Origin of the sequence: Aureimonas jatrophae (genome assembly GCF_900104035.1) — a bacterium.
GTDB lineage: Bacteria > Pseudomonadota > Alphaproteobacteria > Rhizobiales > Rhizobiaceae > Aureimonas > Aureimonas jatrophae.
The window spans coordinates 454,179-471,892 of the sequence record NZ_FNIT01000001.1 but is presented as its reverse complement, the minus strand read 5'-3'; the positions used below and the strand labels follow the sequence as shown (position 1 = coordinate 471,892).

Here is a 17,714-nt window from a genome sequence, read left to right as displayed (position 1 = left end):
GAAAGCACTCGTCGTGGGGAACAGCCTAGAACAGGAGGTCGTCGATGTCGTCGGCCGCCGCAGCCGCCGCTGCCGGCGCGGCAGGTGCCGCACCCAGCTGGCCGCGGAACGAGGCCTCAAAGATCTGGCGCTCCTCGGCCATCGTGTACTGACCGGCGAGCAGCCCGTGGAGGTCGCGCGCGTCCTCGAGGCTCGCGGTCTCGTCGGGCAGGCCGCGCAGCATGGCTTCCAGAAGCGCCACCGCCTCGCGCATCAGGGCGCAGCCCTCGACATGGGGCGTCATCAGCGTCGAGATGGTGCGTACGCGGCCGCTCAGGCCCTCGGCCTGGCTGGAGGCCGCGCGCATCTCGTTCTGGCAGTCGCTCTCGATACGGGCGAGAAGCGCGGTCGCCTCCTCGAACTGGCGGCTGATCGCATCCTCGGCGCGACGAATCGCCGGCAGGACGCTCGCCTCCAGCTCGCGCGTGGCGCTGACCGAGGCCTCGATGCCCTCGCGCACCGTGTCGGCCTGGACCTTGGCGGCGGTGGCCTGCTCGCGGATCTCGCGGGCGATGTAGCCGATCGTCTCGTCGCCCGAGTCGACATGGGCGGCGCGCACCGCGGCGTTGAAGCCGGCGAGGCGCAGCGTGTGCTCCAGTGCGCCGAGCTCGTCGGTCATGGCGATCAGCGGGTCGGCGGCCTCGACGCATTCGCGCAGGCTCTCGTCGAGCTGGCGGCGGTCGCTCTCGCCGCGCTGGAAGCGCTGGCGCAGGCGGCTCGTCTCGCTTTCCAGAACGGCCATGGCGGACCGTCCTTCGCCGCTCGTGCCCTCGCGGAACAGCGAGGCGAGAAGGCGGTCCGAGGCGAGAAGCTCGTCCTCGATCACGGTGAGGTTGCCGTGCAGCTCGCCCATGCGGGTCTCGTAGAGCGAAGCGAGGCTCTGGAGCTGAGCGATCTCGAGCTCGGCGATGCGACGCACCGCAAGGTTGCGCGCCTTGGGCGCGAGCGCCGGCGCGTCGTGCGCCAGCTTGCCCTCCGCGGCAAGCAGAAGGAAGCGCTCGAGGTTGCCGAGCGTGTGCTCGAGGCGCTGGCGGGCGATGTCATGGAACTGGAGGCCCATCACGAGGCCGCCCACCGCGTCGCGGATCGTGGAGAAGGAGCGGTGCGCTTCCTGACGCGTATCGGCCAGGGTGTCGCGCTCCATGGCCAGGCGTCGGATCAGTCCCTTGAACTGGAAGGCGAGGCTCGGCTCGCCGACCGCGGCCCGCGCGCCGACGCGGTTGTCGATGGCGCGGCTTTCCTCGATGTGGCCGCGCAGGACGCGCACGCGCTCGTCGAGGCTGCTGGCGACGCCCTGACCGGAGCTTACGAGTTCATGGACGTGCTCGGTGAAGGGCACGAGCACCTCGCGCCCCTCGCTCATGCCCTCGACATGGGTGCGCGCGACGAGCACGACATAGTCCAGAAGGCGGAACACGAGCGCGACGGCCGCCGAGCCGCCGGCGCTGAGCGTCACGCCGTCGGAGAGCGTGCGCAGGAGGCGCGTGCGCTCGCGCGAGGCGCCCTCGAGGTCGGAGGCTGCCTCGGCGGCACCCGCGAGCAGTGCTTCCACCCGGTCGCCGTCGGCCGAGGACACGGTCTCGGTGGTGCGGCGGATGCCGTCGCGCACCGTGCCGATGCGCCGGTGAAGCGTTTGGAGATCCTCGCCCGCGCCGAGATAGACCGTCTCCGAAGAGACGTTCCACTGGTGGATGCGCTCCAGCGCGCGCGACAGCGGCTGGAGGGTCTCGGGGGACAGAAGCGTGTCGGTGGTCATGGCGCGGTTACCGGCTCTGCGAGGCGCGCGCCTGGACGCGCGGGGAATGGTCGTGGCTGAAGCGGACGATCTCGGCGGAGAGCTTGCCGAGCGGCATCTCCTCCTCCACCGCTCCCGCCTTCATGGCCTCCTTGGGCATGCCGTAGACGATGCAGGACGCCTCGTCCTGGCCGACCGTGCGCGCGCCGGTCTGGCGCAGTTCCAGCATGCCCTTGGCGCCGTCGTCGCCCATGCCCGTCATGATGATGCCGAGCGCGTTGGCGCCGGCCGAGCGGGCGGCGGAGCGGAACAGGACGTCCACCGAGGGGCGGTGGCGCGACACGAGCGGCCCCTCCCGCACCTCGACGTGGTACTGCGCGCCCGAGCGCTGCAGGAGGAGGTGGTGGTTGCCCGGCGCGATCAGGGCCAGACCCGGCATCAGACGGTCGCCGGTGACGGCCTCGCGCACCTCGATGCGGCAGAGCGAGTCGAGCCGCTTGGCGAACGCGGAGGTGAAGCCGGCCGGCATGTGCTGCACAACGGCGATGCCGGGGCAGTCGACGGGCAGCGGCTCCAGAAGGTGGCGCAGCGCCTCGGTTCCGCCGGTGGAGGCGCCGACCACCACCACCTTGTCGGTGGTGCGGTCGATCGGGCGGCCGGTGGCGGGCGGCAGGACGGCATCGGCGGTGAGCTTGGGCTGGACACCGGTGCTGGCAGGCGCGCGGCGCTGGCGCGGCTTGGCCTGGGCTGCCGCACGCACGGCGTCCGTGATGCGGGTGCGCGACTCCAGAAGGAACTGCGGCGTGCCCATCTTGGGCTTGGCGATGATCTCCACCGCGCCCGCTTCCAGCGCCTGAAGCGCCATGGCGGAGCCGGCCTCGGCGAGCGAGGAGCAGATCACCACCGGGATCGGGCGCTGGCTCATCAGCTTCTGGACGAAGGTGATGCCGTCCATGCGCGGCATCTCGATGTCGCAGATGATGACGTCGGGCACCTCCTCGCGCAGCCGTTCGGCGGCGAAGTAGGGGTTGGACGCGGTGCCCATCACCTCCATGCCGGGCTCGGCCGAGACGATCTCGGTGAGCACCTGCCGCACACTGGCCGAGTCGTCCACGATCAGGACGCGGATCGCGCTCATCATCTGTCTCCCAGGCGTTCGTAGATGTTGTTGCCGACGAGGCGCAGCGGCAGGGTCTTGGTGCGCAGCGAGTCGGAATGGCCGAGGATCAGGAGACCGCCGGGGCGCACGTGGCGCGCCAGCTTGGAGACGACCTGTTCCTGGACGGCGGGCTCGAAGTAGATCAGGACGTTGCGGCAGAAGATGACGTCCATCGTCCGCTTCGGCTTGTACTCGGCATGCATCAGGTTGAGCTGGCCGAAGTGGACGCGCTGGCGCAGCTCCGGCGCGATGCGCACCGTGCCGCTCGCCTCGTCGCGCGAGCGCAGGACGTAGCGGTCGAGCAGCGCGGGCGGGACCGGCGCCACGTCTTCCGAGCGGTAGACCGCCTCGCGCGCCATGCGCAGGACCTTCACCGAGATGTCGGTGGCCAGCACCGACCAGTCGAAGCGCGTGGCGCCCTCCGACAGGCTGTCGAGCACCATGGCCATCGTGTAGGCCTCCTGCCCCGACGAGGCGGCCGCGCTCCAGACGTGAAGGCCCCGCCCGTCGCCGTTCTTGAGCAGGCGCTCGACCTCGGCCGGGGTGAAGTGGTCGAAGTGGGCGCGTTCGCGAAAGAACGAGGTCTCGTTGGTGACCACGGCGTCCACGAAGTTCTGCCCCTCCTCGCGCCAGCCTTCGGGCTTCTGGAGGAGCGCGACGTAGGCCTCGAAGCTTTCGAGGCCCGTCGCCTGGAGACGGCGGCGCAGCCGCGTCTCCAGCATGGTCTTCTTGAAGTCCGACATGGCGACGCCGCAGCTCTCGCGCACCAGGCGCACGAGCGTGGCGAAGGCGGCGTCGGCTAGCTGGACGCGCGTCCAGGCCGGAATGACCTCGGTGCCCTCGGGGTTGGGCTTGCGCAGCGCGGCCATGGCGTCCTCACGCGGCCCGGCCGAGGACAACGCCCTCGCCCGCGGAGAAGAGGTGGTCGGCGCGCAGCAGCGTCAGGAAGCTCTCGTTGCGCCGGCCCAGTCCCTGCATGAAGGTCGTGTCCCAGGCCTCGCCCACGTGCGGCGGCATCTCGACCACCTGGTCGGCAAGGTCCACGACCTCGTGCACGGCGTCGGCGATCACGGCGATGGTCTGCGTCTCGCCCGCGGCCTCGAACTCGAGAACCACGATGCGCGTGTCGCCGGTGACGGGCCGCATCTCGCTGTCCGGCATGCGCAGCTTGCGCTTGAGATCCACCACCGGCACGCCGGCGCCGCGCACGTCGATCATGCCCAGAAGGCTGGCCGGCGCGTTGGCGAGCGGCTGGATCGGCTTGTGGTCGAGCACCTCGCGGACCTGGCGCACGTTCACCGCGAAGGCGCCCGAGCCCAGCTGGAAGGTGAGCATCTCGGCGCTCTCGCTCTCAGTCTCGCTTTCGCCGAAGGCGGACCGGAAGGGCTGGCTCATGGATCAAAGTCCCGGAAGAGAAAGGGGCGGACGGGCGTTCAGTGGGTTTCGACGAGGCGGGGGACGTCGAGCAGCAGGACGAAGCGTCCCTCGTCGCGCACGACGCCCGCAAGGAACCGGCTCGGCCAGCGCGAGCCGTATTCGGGCACGCTCGCGATCTCCTCGTCGCGCACCGGAACCACGGCGAACACGGCGTCGGTCTTGATGGCGACCTCGAACGGGTCGCCGCCCTCGATCGCCACCTCCGACACGATCAGGCGCGTCGAGGCGGTATCGGGCGCGGGCTCCAGGCCGAAGCGGGCGCGAAGGTCGAGCATCGGCAGGACGTTGCCGCGCACGTTGACGAGGCCCGGCGCGAAGACCGGCGCGTTGGGAACGCGCGTCACGGGCGCGGGGTCGAGCACCTCGTGGACCAGCGACACGGGGATCGCGAAGAGGTCCTCGCCGAGCGCGATGGTCAGGAAGTCGCGCGCAACGGACTGCGGCTGCGCGGGGGTCGCTGCGGGAAGGGCGGCGGCTGCGGACATCGGTTTCTTCCTCTTCAGGCCGCGACGGTGTCGACGCGCGGGCGCACGGCATGACGGGCGAGCGGGTTGACGTCGAGGATCAGGGCCACCGTGCCGTCGCCCAGGATCGTCGCGCCGCCCAGGCCCGGCGTCCCCGCATGCAGCGGCGAAACCGGCTTGATCACGGTCTGGTGCTGGCCGACCACCTGGTTCACCACGACGCCGAGCTTGCCGGTGTCGCTCTCGACCACGACCACCACGCCGCCGCGTGTCCCCTCGTTGAACACCTCGTGCATCCACAGGAGGGGCACCAGCGTGCCGCGGATGTCCACGAAGTTGCGCCCGTTGGAAGCGCGCGACTCCACCGCCGAGAGCTCGACGCACTCCTCGACGCTGGTGAGCGGCAGGATGCACTGCGTCTCGCCGACCGAGACCTGCAGCCCGTCGACGATGGCCAGCGTAAGGGGCAGGCGCAGAAGGAAGCGCGTTCCCTCGCCCGGCCGCGTGTCGATCTCGATCGAGCCGTGCAGTTCGTTGATCGTGCGGCGCACGACGTCCATGCCGACGCCCCGTCCCGACAGGTTCGAGACGGTGGCGGCCGTGGACAGGCCGGGATGGAAGATCAGCTCGTCGATCTCGCGGTCCGGCGGGGTGACGCCTTCCAGCACGACGCCGGCGGCCTGCGCCTTTTCCAGGATGCGGGCGCGGTTGAGCCCGGCGCCGTCGTCCTCGATCGTGATCACGACCTCGGTGCCGGCCTGGCGGGCGCCGAGGCGCAGGTGGCCGCGCGCCGGCTTGCCGGCGGCGAGCCGCCGCTCGGCCGACTCGATGCCATGGTCGAGCGAGTTGCGGATGATGTGGACCATCGGATCGCCGAGGCGGTCGAGCACGGTCTTGTCGAGCTCGGTCTCCTCGCCCGTGAAGACCAGATCGATCTCCTTGCCGAGATCCGAGGAGATGTCGCGCACGACGCGCCGGTAGCGGCCGAACAGCGTCTCGATCGGCACCATGCGCATGCCCATGGCCGAGTCGCGCAGGTCCGCCGACAGGCGCTCGATCTCTTCCGAGACCGTGGACAGGACGGGGTCGCGGCGATTGCGGGCGAGCGCCGTGAGGCGAGCCTGGGCGATCACGAGCTCGCCGACCTGGTCGAGCAGAAGATCGAGGCGGCTCGCCGACACCCGCACATGGGCCTCGGTGCGCGCTTCGCCGCGCGCTTCCTCGGCCTTCGGGGCGGCGGCGGCCTTGGGCGCGGCGGCGGGCGCAGGCGCCGCTGCAGCAGCCGGCGGCGCCATCTCGGCGGGAGCCACGACGGGAGCGGCGGCGTCCAGCGCCTCGATCAGGACGGCGTCGGGACCGTCCACGAAGATAAAGACGTCCTCGATCTGCGAACGCGCGGCGGCCGTCTCCAGCACCATCTCCCAGCCGAGGTAGAGCTCGGTCGGGTTGAGCTCGGCCAGCGCAGGCAGGCGCGAGGCGTCGGCGGTGACCGTGAGCGTCCCGAGGTCGCGCAGCTCGTCGAAGAGCGAGACCGGGTTGGTGCCGAACTGAAGGGCGTTCGCCTCCAGGCGCAGGCGGATGCGCCAGCGCTTCATGTCGGAGGCGGGAGCGGCGGCCGCGACCGCGACGGGGGCCGCCGCCGGCACGGCGGCGGCGGGCGCGCCTGTTCCGACCTCCTCGTTCAGGGCGGCGGCGAGGCGATGGCTCGCCTCGGAATGGTCGCCCGGCTCGAACAGGAGCTTGCGGATCTGGTCCGCCGACTGGAGAAGGAGGGAGACGAGGCGCGGGGTCACCGCGACCTTGTCCTGGCGCACCTTCTCGAAGGCGTTCTCCAGCTCGTGCGCGAAGGCGGCCATGGCGGGCGGGCCGAACATGCCGCCCGAGCCCTTCAGCGTGTGAAGAGCGCGGAAGGTCGTGTTGATCAGCTCGCGGTCGGTCGGCCGCGTCTCGAGGTCGAGCAGCGCCGCCTCGAGCTGTTCCAGAAGGTCCCGCGCCTCGTTGAGGAAGACCTCGAGCATGTCGCCGCCGCCCATCGGTATCAGGCTCCGATCAGCTTGTTGACGACCGCCACCAGCTTGGTCTGGTCGAAGGGCTTGACGATCCAGCCGGTCGCGCCGGCCGCCTTGCCTTCCATCTTCTTGGCCTCGTCGGACTCGGTGGTCAGCATCACGATCGGCAGGCCCGCATGCTGCGGCATCTGCCGGACCTTCCGGATCATGCCGATGCCGTCGAGGTTGGGCATGTTCAGGTCGGTGATGATGAGCTGGTACTTGTTCTGCTCCAGCTTGGTGATGGCGTCGGCGCCGTCCACGGCGGTGTCGGGCGCGTAGCCGGCACTCTCCAGGGTGAACGACACCATCTGCCGCACGCTGGCGGAGTCATCGACGCAAAGAACGGACTTCGTCACGGGGATCGGCCTTCAGGAAACAAGGAAAGGGAGGGAGGGATCAGTTCGCGGGAAGATCGGCGCCGCAGCGCGAGAAGGCTTCCACGACCGCCGGCGAGGTGAGGCATTCCAGCGTGTCGCCGCGCGCCTCGAGGCCCGCCCGCAGGGCCAGCACCAGCTGAACGAAGCTGACATCGGCACTCTCGACGCCCGACAGGTCGAGACGCAGCGAGCCGGCAGCCGAGGCCTCCAGCATCGCGGCATGGGTGGCCACCGACGTCGACAGGTCGTGGGCACCATGGAGCGTCAGCACGCTGGGAGAGGACATCGGCTCGTTCCGGGTGATGAGGGGAGCGGGATGGCCAACTATGGGGTGAAGTAATTGCCCGTGAGTTAAGCAGCCGCAAAAGTTGTGGCGCGTGTTCGATGGAGAAACGGCGACCGCGAAGACTTTCGGCGGCCGCTACCGGACCCGGTCCCAACCCAAGGACTCCCACGCGTACGAAGACGCGGCGCCCGAGGCCCAAGAGCAGACGCGAACGGCTGGAGTCTCGTTGCTTCTATGCTGAATCGGACGCTAACAACGGCCTCCGGAAGACTACTCAGAACAACCGTTACAATCTCAACCGAATTTTATCGGTTCGGGATCAACCCTGACGATCGACGCGATCCGCCGGGCCACCCGGCAACCGGCGCGCCACCCATCCGCCGCCTTCCGATCGGAGCCCGCATGCTGAAGTCCATGACCATGTCGCGCCAGCTTCTGCTGGCGGTAGCGCTGGCCGGCGGCGCCAGCATCCTGACGGGTCTTCTGGCCTACAACCAGGCGGGCCGGGCGGCCGAGGCGGCCGAGCGCGAGGCCGCGCTCGCCACGCGGCTGGATACGGCGCGCAGCCTCTCGCTGCGCCTGTGGGAAGGCGGTCCGGTCGGGAGCGATGTCGAGGCGCTGCGCCTCGGTAGCCTCGACACGACCGACCTGGCGCGCGTCAACCGGCTCGAGACCATCCTGTCGAACCCGTCGTCCGTGGACGCGGAGCGGCTCGAGGCGGCGGCCCCGCTTCTCCAGTCGATCGCGGGCGACACCCAGACCGCCCTGAGCACGGTGCGCGAGCAGCGTGCCGAAAGCCTGTCGTCGGCTGGAACCATGCTCCTGGCCGCGATCCTCGTCCCGCTGGCCGGCCTGATGCTTCTGGCCTTCCTGGTTCAGCGCGCCGCGATCGCCCCAGTTCGGCGCGCCGCGCGCCAGCTGGCCGACGCCGCCGGCGTCGCGGGCACCCAGGGCGAGGTCGCCATCCTGACGCAGACCGGCGAAGCGCTGAGCCAGCTCAAGACCCGCATCGCGGCCGTGGAGGCCGACGCCATCCGCCAGGGCGACGCCCGGGCCGAGGCCTCGCGCGAGGCCGAAAGCGACGCCCGGGCGCGTGCGGACGACGCAGCGCTCGTGGCCGAAACGCTGGAGGGCGCCCTTCGGCGCCTGGCGGCCGGCGACCTGACCTGCCGCATCGAGACCGCCCTGCCCGAGCGCTTCGCCGCCATTCCGGCAGCCTTCAACGCGGCCGCCGCCCACCTCCACGACACGGTCGCCCACGTCACCGCCTCGGTCGCCTCGATCACCAACGGCACCAACGAGATCGGCCAGGCCGCCGACGACCTGTCGCGCCGCACCGAGCAGCAGGCCGCCTCGCTCGACAAGACCGCGACCGCGCTCGACGAGATCACCGCGACCGTCAAGCATTCCGCCGAGAACGCCGCCTCGGTCGCCTCCTCGGTCGCCGCCGCCCGCCTCGACACCGAGCGCTCCGGCGAGGTGATGCGCGAGGCGGTGGCCGCCATGAACGCCATCCAGAAGTCGTCGCAGCAGATCGCCCGCATCATCGGCGTGATCGACGAGATCGCCTTCCAGACCAACCTTCTCGCCCTCAACGCAGGCGTCGAGGCGGCGCGCGCGGGCGACGCCGGCCGCGGCTTCGCCGTGGTGGCGCTCGAGGTGCGCGCGCTCGCCCAGCGCTCGTCCGAGGCCGCCAAGGAGATCAAGTCGCTGATCGGCGCCTCGTCGGCCCATGTGGGCGACGGCGTGGATCTCGTCAGCCGCTCGGGCGAGGTGCTGACGCGCATCGCCGCTCAGGTCACGCAGGTCGACGCCCTGGTGCAGGAGATCGCCGGCTCGGCGCGCGAGCAGTCCACCGGCATCGCCGAGGTCAACGAGGCCGTCAACAAGATGGACCGCGTCACGCAGCAGAACGCGGCGATGGTGGAGGAAACCACGGCCGCCACGCTCTCGCTGCGCACCGAGACCGAGGAGCTTTGCCGGCTTCTGGCCAGCTTCCAGGTGAGCGACACCGATCGCTCGGTGGCGAACCTGCGCCAGGTCTCGGCCGCCATGCATGCCGCGCCGCCGGTCGCGCGCCTGCCCGCCGCGCCCGCGCCCCGGGCGCCGGCCGTGCCGGTGCCGGTTGTCGTCGCGGCCGCCGGCGGCTCGGCCGCGGCGATGGCGGCCCCCGCCCCCGCCGCCGCCGCCGACGATCTCGGATGGGAGGAGTTCTGATGTCCGACACGACCCGCACCGACGATCTGCCCGAGCTAACGCTTCCGCCCGAGATCCTCGCGATGATGGCCTCGTTCGAGGCGGCCGCCTCGAACGAGGAGGAGGCGCAAGAGGAGCACGTGGTCGAGACCCCTCCCCTCCTCGCCACGCTGCCCGAGGCGGCGGATGACGAAGCGCCCGGCGAGAACGAGACGGTCCTGGTCCTCGCGCCGGTCCTCGACATCACCGCGACCGCCCCCCTCCATGCCGCGCTTCTTGCCCACCGCGGCAGGCCGCTTCGGGTCGAGGCGGGCGAGGTGAAGCGCCTGGGTGGCCAGTGCCTGCAGCTTCTCCTGTCGGCAGGCCGGACGTTCAGCGCCGACCGCGTGCCGATCCGGCTCCAGGGAGCCTCCGACGCCTTCCGCCGCGACCTCGCCCTGTTCGGGATCGCCGACCCCTTCCTCGTGGACGCCGCGTGATGACGAAGACGATTCTCACCATCGACGACTCGCGCACCATGCGCGAACTGCTCCGCTCGGCGCTCGACAAGGCGGGCTTCACGGTGATCCAGGCCGAGGATGGCGTGCACGGCCTCGAGGTGCTGGGCGCCTCCGAGCCCGACGTCATCATCACCGACATCAACATGCCGCGCATGAACGGGCTCGAGTTCATCGAGGCGGTGCGCGCCGACGGGGCGCGCCGCGCCATCCCGATCATCGTGCTCACCACCGAGTCCGATCCGGCCAAGAAGGACCGCGCGCGCCGCGCCGGCGCCACCGGCTGGATCGTGAAGCCCTTCGATCCCGAGCGCCTCGTCTCGGCGATCAACCGCGTCGCGGCCTGAGGTTCGTCATGAGCGCTCTCGACGAGATCCGGGTCGTCTTCTTCCAGGAATGCGACGACCAGCTGCAGGAGCTGGAGGACGGCCTCAACGCCATGAGCGGCGGCGAGACCGACGACGACACGGTGAACCGCGTCTTCCGCGCGGTGCACTCCATCAAGGGCGGCGCCGGCGCCTTCGACCTTCATCACCTCGTGCGCTTCGCCCACGTCTTCGAGACGGTGCTGGACGAGGTGCGCTCGCACCGGCTCGAGGCCGGCGACGCGGTGATGGCCGTGATGCTGCGCTCGGCCGATCACCTGCGCGACCTCGTGGCCGCCGGCCGCGACGGAGAGGCCGCCGACGAGGCGCGCTCGGCCGAGTTGATCAACGAGCTGGAAACGCTCATCGGCGGCCCGCGCGAGGCGCACGGGGCGGCGGAAGGCGACGACGAGGACGGCGGGGCCAGTCTCGCCGACTTCGAGTTCACGCCGGTCGCGGTGGACTGGGGCGCGATGCTGGGCGGCGACGGCGCGATGCCGGCGTTCGGCGAACCCGCCGCCCTGCCCACCGACGGCCCGCTGTTCCAGATCGCGTTCACGCCCCGCCGCGAACTCTACGCCAAGGCCAACGAGGCGGCGGTGATCCTGCGCCAGCTCGGTGCGCTGGGCGAGATGAGCGTTGCCTGCGACACGAGCCGCGTGCCCACGCTCGACGCGATCGACCCCGAGGACAGCTACCTCTCCTTCGCGATCTCGCTCGACGGCGAGGGGATCGCCGAAAGCGCCGTGCGCGAGGTCTTCGAGTTCGCGGAATGGGACTGCGAGCTGGAGATCACGCCACGCGCCGATGCCGCCGAGCCGGACGTCGGGGGTCTCGCGGTTGCCGATCTCCTGGCGCGGCTCCAGAGCGAGATCGCGTCCGAGCCGGACGCGCCGGCAACGGCTGAAACGCGGCCCGAGCCCGTGGTCGCCGCCGAGCCCAAGCCCGCTGCCGCCGCCAAACCCGCCAAGGACGAGAGCGGCGAGCCCAAGGGCGGGGGCGAGGCGCCGGGCGTGGTGATCCGCGTCGAGCTCACGCGCGTCGACAAGCTGATCGACCTCGTAGGCGAGCTCGTCACCACCCAGACCATGCTCGCCCAGCGCATCGAGGAGGCCGAGCTTCCCACCGGCTCCGAGATCGCCGGCTCGATCGAGGAGCTCGACCGCCTGACGCGCACGCTGCAGGACTCGGTCATGGCAGTGCGCGCCCAGCCCGTGAAGTCGGTGTTCCAGCGTATGCCGCGCCTCGTGCGCGAAACGGCGTCGGCCACGGGCAAGCGGGTGAACTTCGTCACGCAGGGCGAGAACACCGAGGTCGATAAGACCGTGGTGGAGCGCCTGTCGGATCCCCTCACCCACATGATCCGCAACGCGATCGACCACGGGCTGGAAAAGCCCGAGGACCGCCTCGCCAAGGGCAAGCCGGCGGAAGGGACCGTCACGCTCTCGGCCGCCCATCGCTCGGGTCGCATCATCATCGAGATCGCCGACGACGGCGCCGGCATCAACCGGCCGAAGGTGCGCCAGATCGCGGTCGACAAGGGCCTGATCTCGGCCGACGCGATGCTGTCGGACGAGGAGATCGATCAGCTCGTCATGCTGCCGGGCTTCTCGACGGCCTCCACCGTCTCGGCCATTTCGGGCCGGGGCGTCGGCATGGACGTCGTCAAGCAGTCGATCGAGGCGCTCGGCGGGCGGCTGGTGATTACCTCGCGCCCCGGCCTCGGCTCGACCTTCACCATGAGCCTGCCCCTCACGCTGGCGGTGCTCGAGGGCATGATCGTACGCGTCGAGAACGAGACGCTGGTGGTGCCGCTCGGCGCCATCGTCTTCACGTTCCGGCCGCAAGGCGCCGACCTCCAGACGCTCGGCCAGGGGCGCACCGTGAACGTGCGCGGCTCGATCGTGCCGCTCATCGACGTCGGCACGCGCCTCGGCTACCGCGAAACGCCCGCCGACCCGCTGCAGGGCGTCGCGATCCTCGTGGAATGCGACAACAACCGGCGCGTCGCGCTTCAGGTCGACGAGATCCGCGGCCAGCGGCAGGTCGTTATCAAGAGCCTAGAGCGGAACTACCGGCCGGTCACCGGCATCTCGGCGGCCACGATCTCGGGCGAGGGCCGCGTCGCCCTGATCCTCGATGTCGACGCGCTCGCCGGCGACAAGTCCCTCGACAGTTTCATCTTCGGCCTCGACCAGGTGGCGGCGGAGTAACCCCATGTCCCAGACGCTTCGCAAGTCGGTCAGCGGCGGCACCGAGATGGTCGCCTTCCGGGTGGGCCCGCAGGAATTCTGCGTCGATATCCGGGCGGTGCGCGAGATCCGCGGCTGGTCGCCCGCGACCACCCTGCCCCACGCCCCGCACTACATCCTCGGCGTGATCAACCTGCGCGGCACCGTCCTGCCGGTGGTCAATCTCGCCGCGCGCCTCGGCCTGCCGGTCGAGCCGCCGACGCCGCGTCACGTGATCGTGGTGGTGGCGGCCGAGGACCAGGTCTTCGGTCTCCTGGTGGACTCGGTGTCCGACATCCTGTCGGTGACCCCCGACCTTCTCCAGAGCGCTCCGGACCTCGCCCAGGACTCCGCCAAGGCCTTCGTGTCGAGCGTGGTGGCGATCGAGGACCGCATGATCGCGCGCATCATGCCCGAGCGCATGCTGCCCGAGCGCCTGCGCACGGCATGAACGCGGCGGCGGCCCCTTCGCGCAGAACGGGGGTCCTCGCCGAGGACCCCGCGCTTTCGGTGGACGCCTTTCGGCGGATCGCGGGAATCGTGCGGCGCGAAGCGGGCATCCATCTGCCGGACACGAAGCTGTCGCTGGTGTTCTCGCGCCTCGTGCGACGCGTGGCGGAGACGGGTGCGGGCAGCTTCGAGCGCTACGGCGACCTCGTGTCGTCGCCTGCCGGCGCCGAGGAGTTGCGCCGCATGGTCGAGGCGCTCACCACGAACTACACGTTCTTCTTCCGCGAGCCGCATCATTTCCGGCATTTCGAGACGGAGGTTCTACCGGAGCTGGCGCAACGCGCACGGGCGGGCGGGCGGGTGCGGATCTGGAGCGCAGGCTGCTCGACGGGCCAGGAAACCTATTCCGCGGCGATGTCGCTCCTGCGCACCGTTCCCGACGCGTCCGCGCTCGATATCCGCATCCTGGCGACCGACATCGATCGCAACGTTCTGCGCGCCGCCTCGCACGGCCGCTACGACGAGACGGCGTTCGCCGATGTCGCGGCCTGCGACCGCGCGCGCTTCTTCCAGCCCGCGCCCGAAGGCCTCCTCGAAGCGCGCCCGGAGCTGCGCGCTCTGATCCGGTTTCGCGAGCTCAACCTTCTGGCTCCCTGGCCGATGCGCGGCCTGTTCGACGTCGTGTTCTTCCGCAATGTCGCGATCTACTTCGACCAAGGCGTGCGCGAGGCCGTCTGGCTGCGCATGGCCGACCAGATCCATCCCGACGGCTGGCTTTATGCCGGCCATTCCGAGCGCGTCACGGGTGCCGCCGCCGAGCGGCTCGCCCACCTCGCCACCACCACCTACCGGAGGCTCGCGTGAGCACCCCTGATGCCCCCTCCCCCGTGCGCGTTCTGGTGGTGGACGACAGTCCCACCATGCGCCTTCTGATCGCGCGCTCGCTGCGCGAGGGCGGCGGGATCGAGGTCGTGGGCGAGGCGGAAAACGCCGCCGACGCGCGCGAGGCGATGAAGCGCCTCGACCCGGATGTCGTGACCCTCGACGTCGAGATGCCCGGCATGCAGGGCATCGAGTTCCTGGAAAAGGTGATGCGCCTGCGCCCGACGCCGGTCGTGATGGTGTCGAACCAAACCGGACCCGGCACGACCGCCGCGATCCAGGCGCTGGAGATCGGCGCGTTCGACTGCGTGGTGAAGCCGCGGCATGCAGGCGACGAAGCCTTTGCGCGCCTGGCCGAAACGGTGCGCCTCGCCGCCCGGGCGCGCGACGTCCTCGTGGCGCTCGCCAACCGGCGCTTCGGCAAGCCGCGCCCGGCCCCCGCGCCCACGCGCAAGGCTCCGCTTCGCGCGCGGCCCGACCTCATCACGATTGGCGCCTCGACGGGCGGCATCGAGGCCTTGACCGCGCTCCTGCGCGGGTGGCCGGAGGATGCGCCCCCGACCCTTGTCGTCCAGCACCTGCCCGCCGGCTTCAGCCGCGGCTTCGCGCAGCGTCTGGCCAAGAGTTGCGCAGTGCGCGTGGCGGAGGCCGAGGACGGGATGCCGCTGCGACCGGGCGAGATCCTGATCGCGCCGGGCGGAGCGCGCCATCTTCTGGCGCAAGGAGGCGCCAAGCCCGCCTGCTCGCTTGTCGCGGCCGACCCCGTGTCCGGCCATCGCCCCTCGGTCGACGTCCTTTTCCATTCCGCCGCCCGCGCCTTCGGTGCGCGCGCGCTCGGCCTGATCCTCACCGGCATGGGCAGCGACGGCGCGCGCGGCGCTTTGGAGATTCGTAAGGCCGGCGGGTGGATAATAGGCCAGGACGAAGCCTCGTCCCTCGTCTACGGAATGCCCAAGGCCGCCTTCCAGATCGGAGCGGTCGACCATCAAATGCCGCTGGACCTCATGGCCGAGGCCGTGTTCGGCACCCATGCCAGCCCCCGGGAGCCCGCATCGTGTCTTTGACCAAGCAGACCATCAAGATCCTGATCGTGGATGACCAGACCACGAGCCGCCTCCTGATGCGCGAGGCGCTGCAGCAGATCGGGTTCGCGAACATCCCCTTCGCCAAGGACGGCGAGGAGGCGCTCAAGATGATGATGACGAGCCCCGCCCATATCGTCATCTCGGACTACAACATGCCCAAGCTCAACGGGCTGCAGCTTCTCCAGGCGATCCGCACCTATCCCGCGACCCGCATCACGCCCTTCATCCTCCTGACCGGCTCGGGCGACCGCACCGTCCTGCAGCAGGCCGTCAAGCTCGGCGTCAACAACTACCTGCCCAAGCCCGTTCAGCCGGCCGCCCTTCAAAAGGCGATCCAGGCGGTGACCGGCAACCTGCCCTGACGCGAGCCGCCGTGCCGGGCATCGTTCGCCTCCATGTGGCCGAGGGCGAGACGCGGGTCTCGGATGACCCGGATCTCTGCCTGACGACCGTCCTCGGCTCGTGCGTGGCCGCCTGCTTCTTCGACCCGGCGGCGGGCGCGGGCGGCATGTGCCACTTCCTGCTGCCCGGCGGCGAGGGGACGCGGCAGGCGGGCGCGGCCGAGCGTTACGGCGCCTACCTGATGGAAGTGCTGATCAACGGCCTCCTGGAGCGCGGCGCGCGGCGCGATCGCCTGCGCGCCAAGCTCTTCGGCGGCGCAGCGACGCTGGGCGGCCGGGGCGAGACCGGTCGGCGCAACGGCGCGTTCGCCCAGCACTTCCTTCAAACCGAGCGCATCCCCCTGATGGCGACGAGCCTCGGCGGCACGGTGGGACGGCGGGTCGAGTTCTGGCCGGTCGGCGGTCGCGCTCGCCAGCTTTACCTCGACGCGCCGGTCGCCCCCCCGCCCCCAACCGCGCCCGCACCCGATGTCGGCGCCATCGAGTTCTTCTGAAGGCTTTCCATGAGCGATACGCCCGACCTTCGCGTGCTTCTCCAACGGATCGGCACCGAACTGGCCGCGCAGGCGCAGGTCGCCGAGGCGATCGGCGAGCTCGTGCCGCTCCTGCCCGAGCTCAACGAACCCATGCAGGCGCGCGCGCAGTCGATCGACGCTTTGGCCCAACATCTGGACGAGCTGTCGCGACTGCTGGATCGGCTGGCACCGCTGGCCCCCGAGGACGCCGTGATGCCCGGCGTGATCGAGGCGGTCCGCCTGTCGGATCTGTTGATCCGTCTCAAGGGCGGCCGCGAGGCGACGGCGGCGGAAAGCGGTTCGGTGGATTTCTTCTGACGTTCGGCCCATCGGTGGGGGCCACGCAGGTTCCAGCCGGCGCGCCCGTGCGCGGGATCGCGAGGGTGCGGTCACCGATCACGAAATATGTCACTCGTCACATCTGACGTCGCACAAATGGGACGCAGCGGCGACCGATGCTTTCGGTTTGTTGTGCCGACCTGTACACACTCAGCTCAGGCACCGCGCCGCGCCGTGTTGTATTGCAGTGCACAAAGCTCAGGCCGCTCTCGGCCTTTGACGCGTCTGCAAAGGACCGCAGTTCGGTACCCGAGACACGTCGCACGACGCACCGTTTCAACCGAGCCTATATGGTCGTGCTCAGAAGGAGCGCGTTACACTTCTCTTTATTAGCGGCAGTAGTCCTCTTATTTCCGATATCGGTGGATTGAAACGATTTATACGTCGTCTTTCGGACGAAGATTACGACGTTAACCACATTCATTCTGTCTTGCCCTCAAACACCGGAAGCGGTCCGTCATCGGTATCATATCTGACCAAATCGATTTTCAAATTTTTATTTGCTTTTACTTCTGTATCGCATGAGAACGCCAAAGTCGGCCACGCTGCAGGCCGATTGAGGTTTGTTGGGTCCTGTTGTAAGGACTGATTCAACTATCAGTTAACCTATGCAGGATGCAGCGCATGACGGAGACAAGGCCGCTGTCGCGCAACGCTTCTGGCGTGGCCGAGCTTCGGGTCGGCGAGTTGCCCGCCTTGGATCACGCCACCGAGTCCGCGAACATCGCGCCGCGCGACGACGTCCCGGTTGGGGGCGTATCGAAGCGCGTTCTCGACGTCGTTCTGGCGGGGGGTGCGCTTCTGGCGCTGGCGCCGCTTCTGGTGGTGATCGTGGCGCTCATGAAGCTCTCGGACCCCGGCCCGGTCCTGTTCGGCCACCGGCGTATCGGCTTCGGCGGGCGCTACTTCCTGTGCTACAAGTTCCGCTCCATGGCCACCAACTCGGCCGAGCTCCTGCAGGAACTCCTCCAGCGCGACCCCGCCGCCAGAGCCGAGTGGGAGGCCAACCACAAGCTGCGCAACGACCCGCGCGTCACGCGCCTTGGACGTTTCCTGCGCGAAACCAGCCTCGACGAGCTGCCCCAGCTCTTCAACGTCCTGCGCGGCGAGATGAGCCTGGTCGGCCCGCGGCCCATCGTCGACGAGGAAGCGCACCGCTACGCCCACCGCTTCTCGACCTACAAGCGCGCCCGGCCGGGCCTCAC

Annotated in this window: 19 protein-coding genes; 11 read left to right on the top strand and 8 right to left on the bottom strand. The window is 70.0% G+C overall.

Features of this window, described 5'->3' with window-relative positions; genetic code table 11:
• Positions 1 to 25 precede the first annotated feature (25 nt).
• From BLQ76_RS02320 to BLQ76_RS02285, 8 genes are read right to left on the bottom strand one after another with little or no spacing between them, the layout of a single operon-like run.
• Positions 26 to 1,795: a coiled-coil domain-containing protein gene (locus tag BLQ76_RS02320; RefSeq protein ID WP_090668254.1), complete on the bottom strand. Its 1,770-nt coding sequence runs from the start codon at positions 1,793 to 1,795 to the stop codon at positions 26 to 28.
• 7 nt (positions 1,796 to 1,802) lie between these two features.
• The gene (locus BLQ76_RS02315) at positions 1,803 to 2,915 is read right to left on the bottom strand and encodes a protein-glutamate methylesterase/protein-glutamine glutaminase (RefSeq protein WP_090668251.1); all 1,113 of its coding nucleotides are present in this window, start codon (positions 2,913 to 2,915) and stop codon (positions 1,803 to 1,805) included.
• The gene (locus tag BLQ76_RS02310) at positions 2,912 to 3,802 is read right to left on the bottom strand and encodes a CheR family methyltransferase (RefSeq protein ID WP_139183899.1); all 891 of its coding nucleotides are present in this window, start codon (positions 3,800 to 3,802) and stop codon (positions 2,912 to 2,914) included. Before BLQ76_RS02310 ends, BLQ76_RS02315 begins: the two co-directional genes overlap by 4 nt.
• A 7-nt stretch (positions 3,803 to 3,809) precedes the next feature.
• Complete coding sequence (locus tag BLQ76_RS02305; RefSeq protein ID WP_090668244.1) at positions 3,810 to 4,328, bottom strand: chemotaxis protein CheW; 519 nt, start codon at positions 4,326 to 4,328, stop codon at positions 3,810 to 3,812.
• A gap of 38 nt (positions 4,329 to 4,366) precedes the next feature.
• Positions 4,367 to 4,855 carry a chemotaxis protein CheW gene (locus tag BLQ76_RS02300; protein WP_090668241.1) on the bottom strand — a complete coding sequence of 163 codons (489 nt, stop codon included), beginning with the start codon at positions 4,853 to 4,855 and terminating at the stop codon, positions 4,367 to 4,369.
• A 14-nt stretch (positions 4,856 to 4,869) separates the two neighbouring features.
• A complete protein-coding gene (locus BLQ76_RS02295; protein WP_090668238.1) occupies positions 4,870 to 6,867 on the bottom strand; it encodes a chemotaxis protein CheA in 1,998 nt (665 codons plus the stop codon).
• A 5-nt stretch (positions 6,868 to 6,872) separates the two neighbouring features.
• A complete protein-coding gene (locus BLQ76_RS02290; protein WP_062015743.1) occupies positions 6,873 to 7,241 on the bottom strand; it encodes a response regulator in 369 nt (122 codons plus the stop codon).
• A gap of 40 nt (positions 7,242 to 7,281) precedes the next feature.
• Positions 7,282 to 7,548, bottom strand: coding sequence for an STAS domain-containing protein (locus BLQ76_RS02285; protein WP_090668235.1), 267 nt, complete (start codon positions 7,546 to 7,548; stop codon positions 7,282 to 7,284).
• Between the two features lie 402 nt (positions 7,549 to 7,950).
• Between BLQ76_RS02285 and BLQ76_RS22310 the strand changes: the two genes are divergently transcribed.
• The 11 genes from BLQ76_RS22310 to BLQ76_RS02230 form a co-directional block, all read left to right on the top strand.
• Positions 7,951 to 9,765, top strand: coding sequence for a methyl-accepting chemotaxis protein (locus BLQ76_RS22310; protein ID WP_090668232.1), 1,815 nt, complete (start codon positions 7,951 to 7,953; stop codon positions 9,763 to 9,765).
• A complete protein-coding gene (locus BLQ76_RS02275) occupies positions 9,765 to 10,223 on the top strand; it encodes an STAS domain-containing protein (RefSeq protein WP_210184130.1) in 459 nt (152 codons plus the stop codon). The genes BLQ76_RS22310 and BLQ76_RS02275 overlap by 1 nt, the downstream gene beginning before the upstream one ends.
• Positions 10,223 to 10,588 (top strand): response regulator, encoded by a 366-nt coding sequence (locus tag BLQ76_RS02270; protein ID WP_090668229.1) that lies wholly within the window; start codon positions 10,223 to 10,225, stop codon positions 10,586 to 10,588. Before BLQ76_RS02275 ends, BLQ76_RS02270 begins: the two co-directional genes overlap by 1 nt.
• An 8-nt stretch (positions 10,589 to 10,596) precedes the next feature.
• On the top strand, positions 10,597 to 12,819 hold the full coding sequence (locus BLQ76_RS02265) for a chemotaxis protein CheA (protein ID WP_090668225.1): 2,223 nt from the start codon (positions 10,597 to 10,599) through the stop codon (positions 12,817 to 12,819).
• 4 nt (positions 12,820 to 12,823) lie between these two features.
• Positions 12,824 to 13,288, top strand: a complete 465-nt coding sequence (locus tag BLQ76_RS02260) for a chemotaxis protein CheW (protein ID WP_062015772.1) — start codon at positions 12,824 to 12,826, stop codon at positions 13,286 to 13,288.
• 59 nt (positions 13,289 to 13,347) lie between these two features.
• Positions 13,348 to 14,151 carry a CheR family methyltransferase gene (locus BLQ76_RS02255; protein WP_090669513.1) on the top strand — a complete coding sequence of 268 codons (804 nt, stop codon included), beginning with the start codon at positions 13,348 to 13,350 and terminating at the stop codon, positions 14,149 to 14,151.
• Positions 14,148 to 15,233 carry a protein-glutamate methylesterase/protein-glutamine glutaminase gene (locus BLQ76_RS02250; protein WP_280140043.1) on the top strand — a complete coding sequence of 362 codons (1,086 nt, stop codon included), beginning with the start codon at positions 14,148 to 14,150 and terminating at the stop codon, positions 15,231 to 15,233. Before BLQ76_RS02255 ends, BLQ76_RS02250 begins: the two co-directional genes overlap by 4 nt.
• Positions 15,224 to 15,616 carry a response regulator gene (locus BLQ76_RS02245; RefSeq protein ID WP_062015730.1) on the top strand — a complete coding sequence of 131 codons (393 nt, stop codon included), beginning with the start codon at positions 15,224 to 15,226 and terminating at the stop codon, positions 15,614 to 15,616. The genes BLQ76_RS02250 and BLQ76_RS02245 overlap by 10 nt, the downstream gene beginning before the upstream one ends.
• Positions 15,617 to 15,627: 11 nt before the next feature.
• On the top strand, positions 15,628 to 16,149 hold the full coding sequence (locus BLQ76_RS02240) for a chemotaxis protein CheD (RefSeq protein ID WP_090668218.1): 522 nt from the start codon (positions 15,628 to 15,630) through the stop codon (positions 16,147 to 16,149).
• Between the two features lie 9 nt (positions 16,150 to 16,158).
• A complete protein-coding gene (locus BLQ76_RS02235) occupies positions 16,159 to 16,488 on the top strand; it encodes a hypothetical protein (RefSeq protein WP_090668215.1) in 330 nt (109 codons plus the stop codon).
• Positions 16,489 to 17,133: 645 nt separating this feature from the next.
• Positions 17,134 to 17,714, top strand: a 581-nt coding sequence (locus tag BLQ76_RS02230) for a sugar transferase (protein ID WP_139183921.1), incomplete at its 3' end; no start/stop codon positions are given.

Bases quoted from the DNA above. Each gene is read 5' to 3' on its own strand.
- BLQ76_RS02320 (WP_090668254.1), bottom strand. From the start codon at position 1,795: ATGACCACCGACACGCTTCTGTCCCCCGAGACCCTCCAGCCGCTGTCG.
- BLQ76_RS02315 (WP_090668251.1), bottom strand. From the start codon at position 2,915: ATGATGAGCGCGATCCGCGTCCTGATCGTGGACGACTCGGCCAGTGTG.
- BLQ76_RS02310 (WP_139183899.1), bottom strand. From the start codon at position 3,802: ATGGCCGCGCTGCGCAAGCCCAACCCCGAGGGCACCGAGGTCATTCCG.
- BLQ76_RS02305 (WP_090668244.1), bottom strand. From the start codon at position 4,328: ATGAGCCAGCCCTTCCGGTCCGCCTTCGGCGAAAGCGAGACTGAGAGC.
- BLQ76_RS02300 (WP_090668241.1), bottom strand. From the start codon at position 4,855: ATGTCCGCAGCCGCCGCCCTTCCCGCAGCGACCCCCGCGCAGCCGCAG.
- BLQ76_RS02295 (WP_090668238.1), bottom strand. From the start codon at position 6,867: ATGGGCGGCGGCGACATGCTCGAGGTCTTCCTCAACGAGGCGCGGGAC.
- BLQ76_RS02285 (WP_090668235.1), bottom strand. From the start codon at position 7,548: ATGTCCTCTCCCAGCGTGCTGACGCTCCATGGTGCCCACGACCTGTCG.
- BLQ76_RS22310 (WP_090668232.1), top strand. From the start codon at position 7,951: ATGCTGAAGTCCATGACCATGTCGCGCCAGCTTCTGCTGGCGGTAGCG.
- BLQ76_RS02275 (WP_210184130.1), top strand. From the start codon at position 9,765: ATGTCCGACACGACCCGCACCGACGATCTGCCCGAGCTAACGCTTCCG.
- BLQ76_RS02270 (WP_090668229.1), top strand. From the start codon at position 10,223: ATGACGAAGACGATTCTCACCATCGACGACTCGCGCACCATGCGCGAA.
- BLQ76_RS02265 (WP_090668225.1), top strand. From the start codon at position 10,597: ATGAGCGCTCTCGACGAGATCCGGGTCGTCTTCTTCCAGGAATGCGAC.
- BLQ76_RS02260 (WP_062015772.1), top strand. From the start codon at position 12,824: ATGTCCCAGACGCTTCGCAAGTCGGTCAGCGGCGGCACCGAGATGGTC.
- BLQ76_RS02235 (WP_090668215.1), top strand. From the start codon at position 16,159: ATGAGCGATACGCCCGACCTTCGCGTGCTTCTCCAACGGATCGGCACC.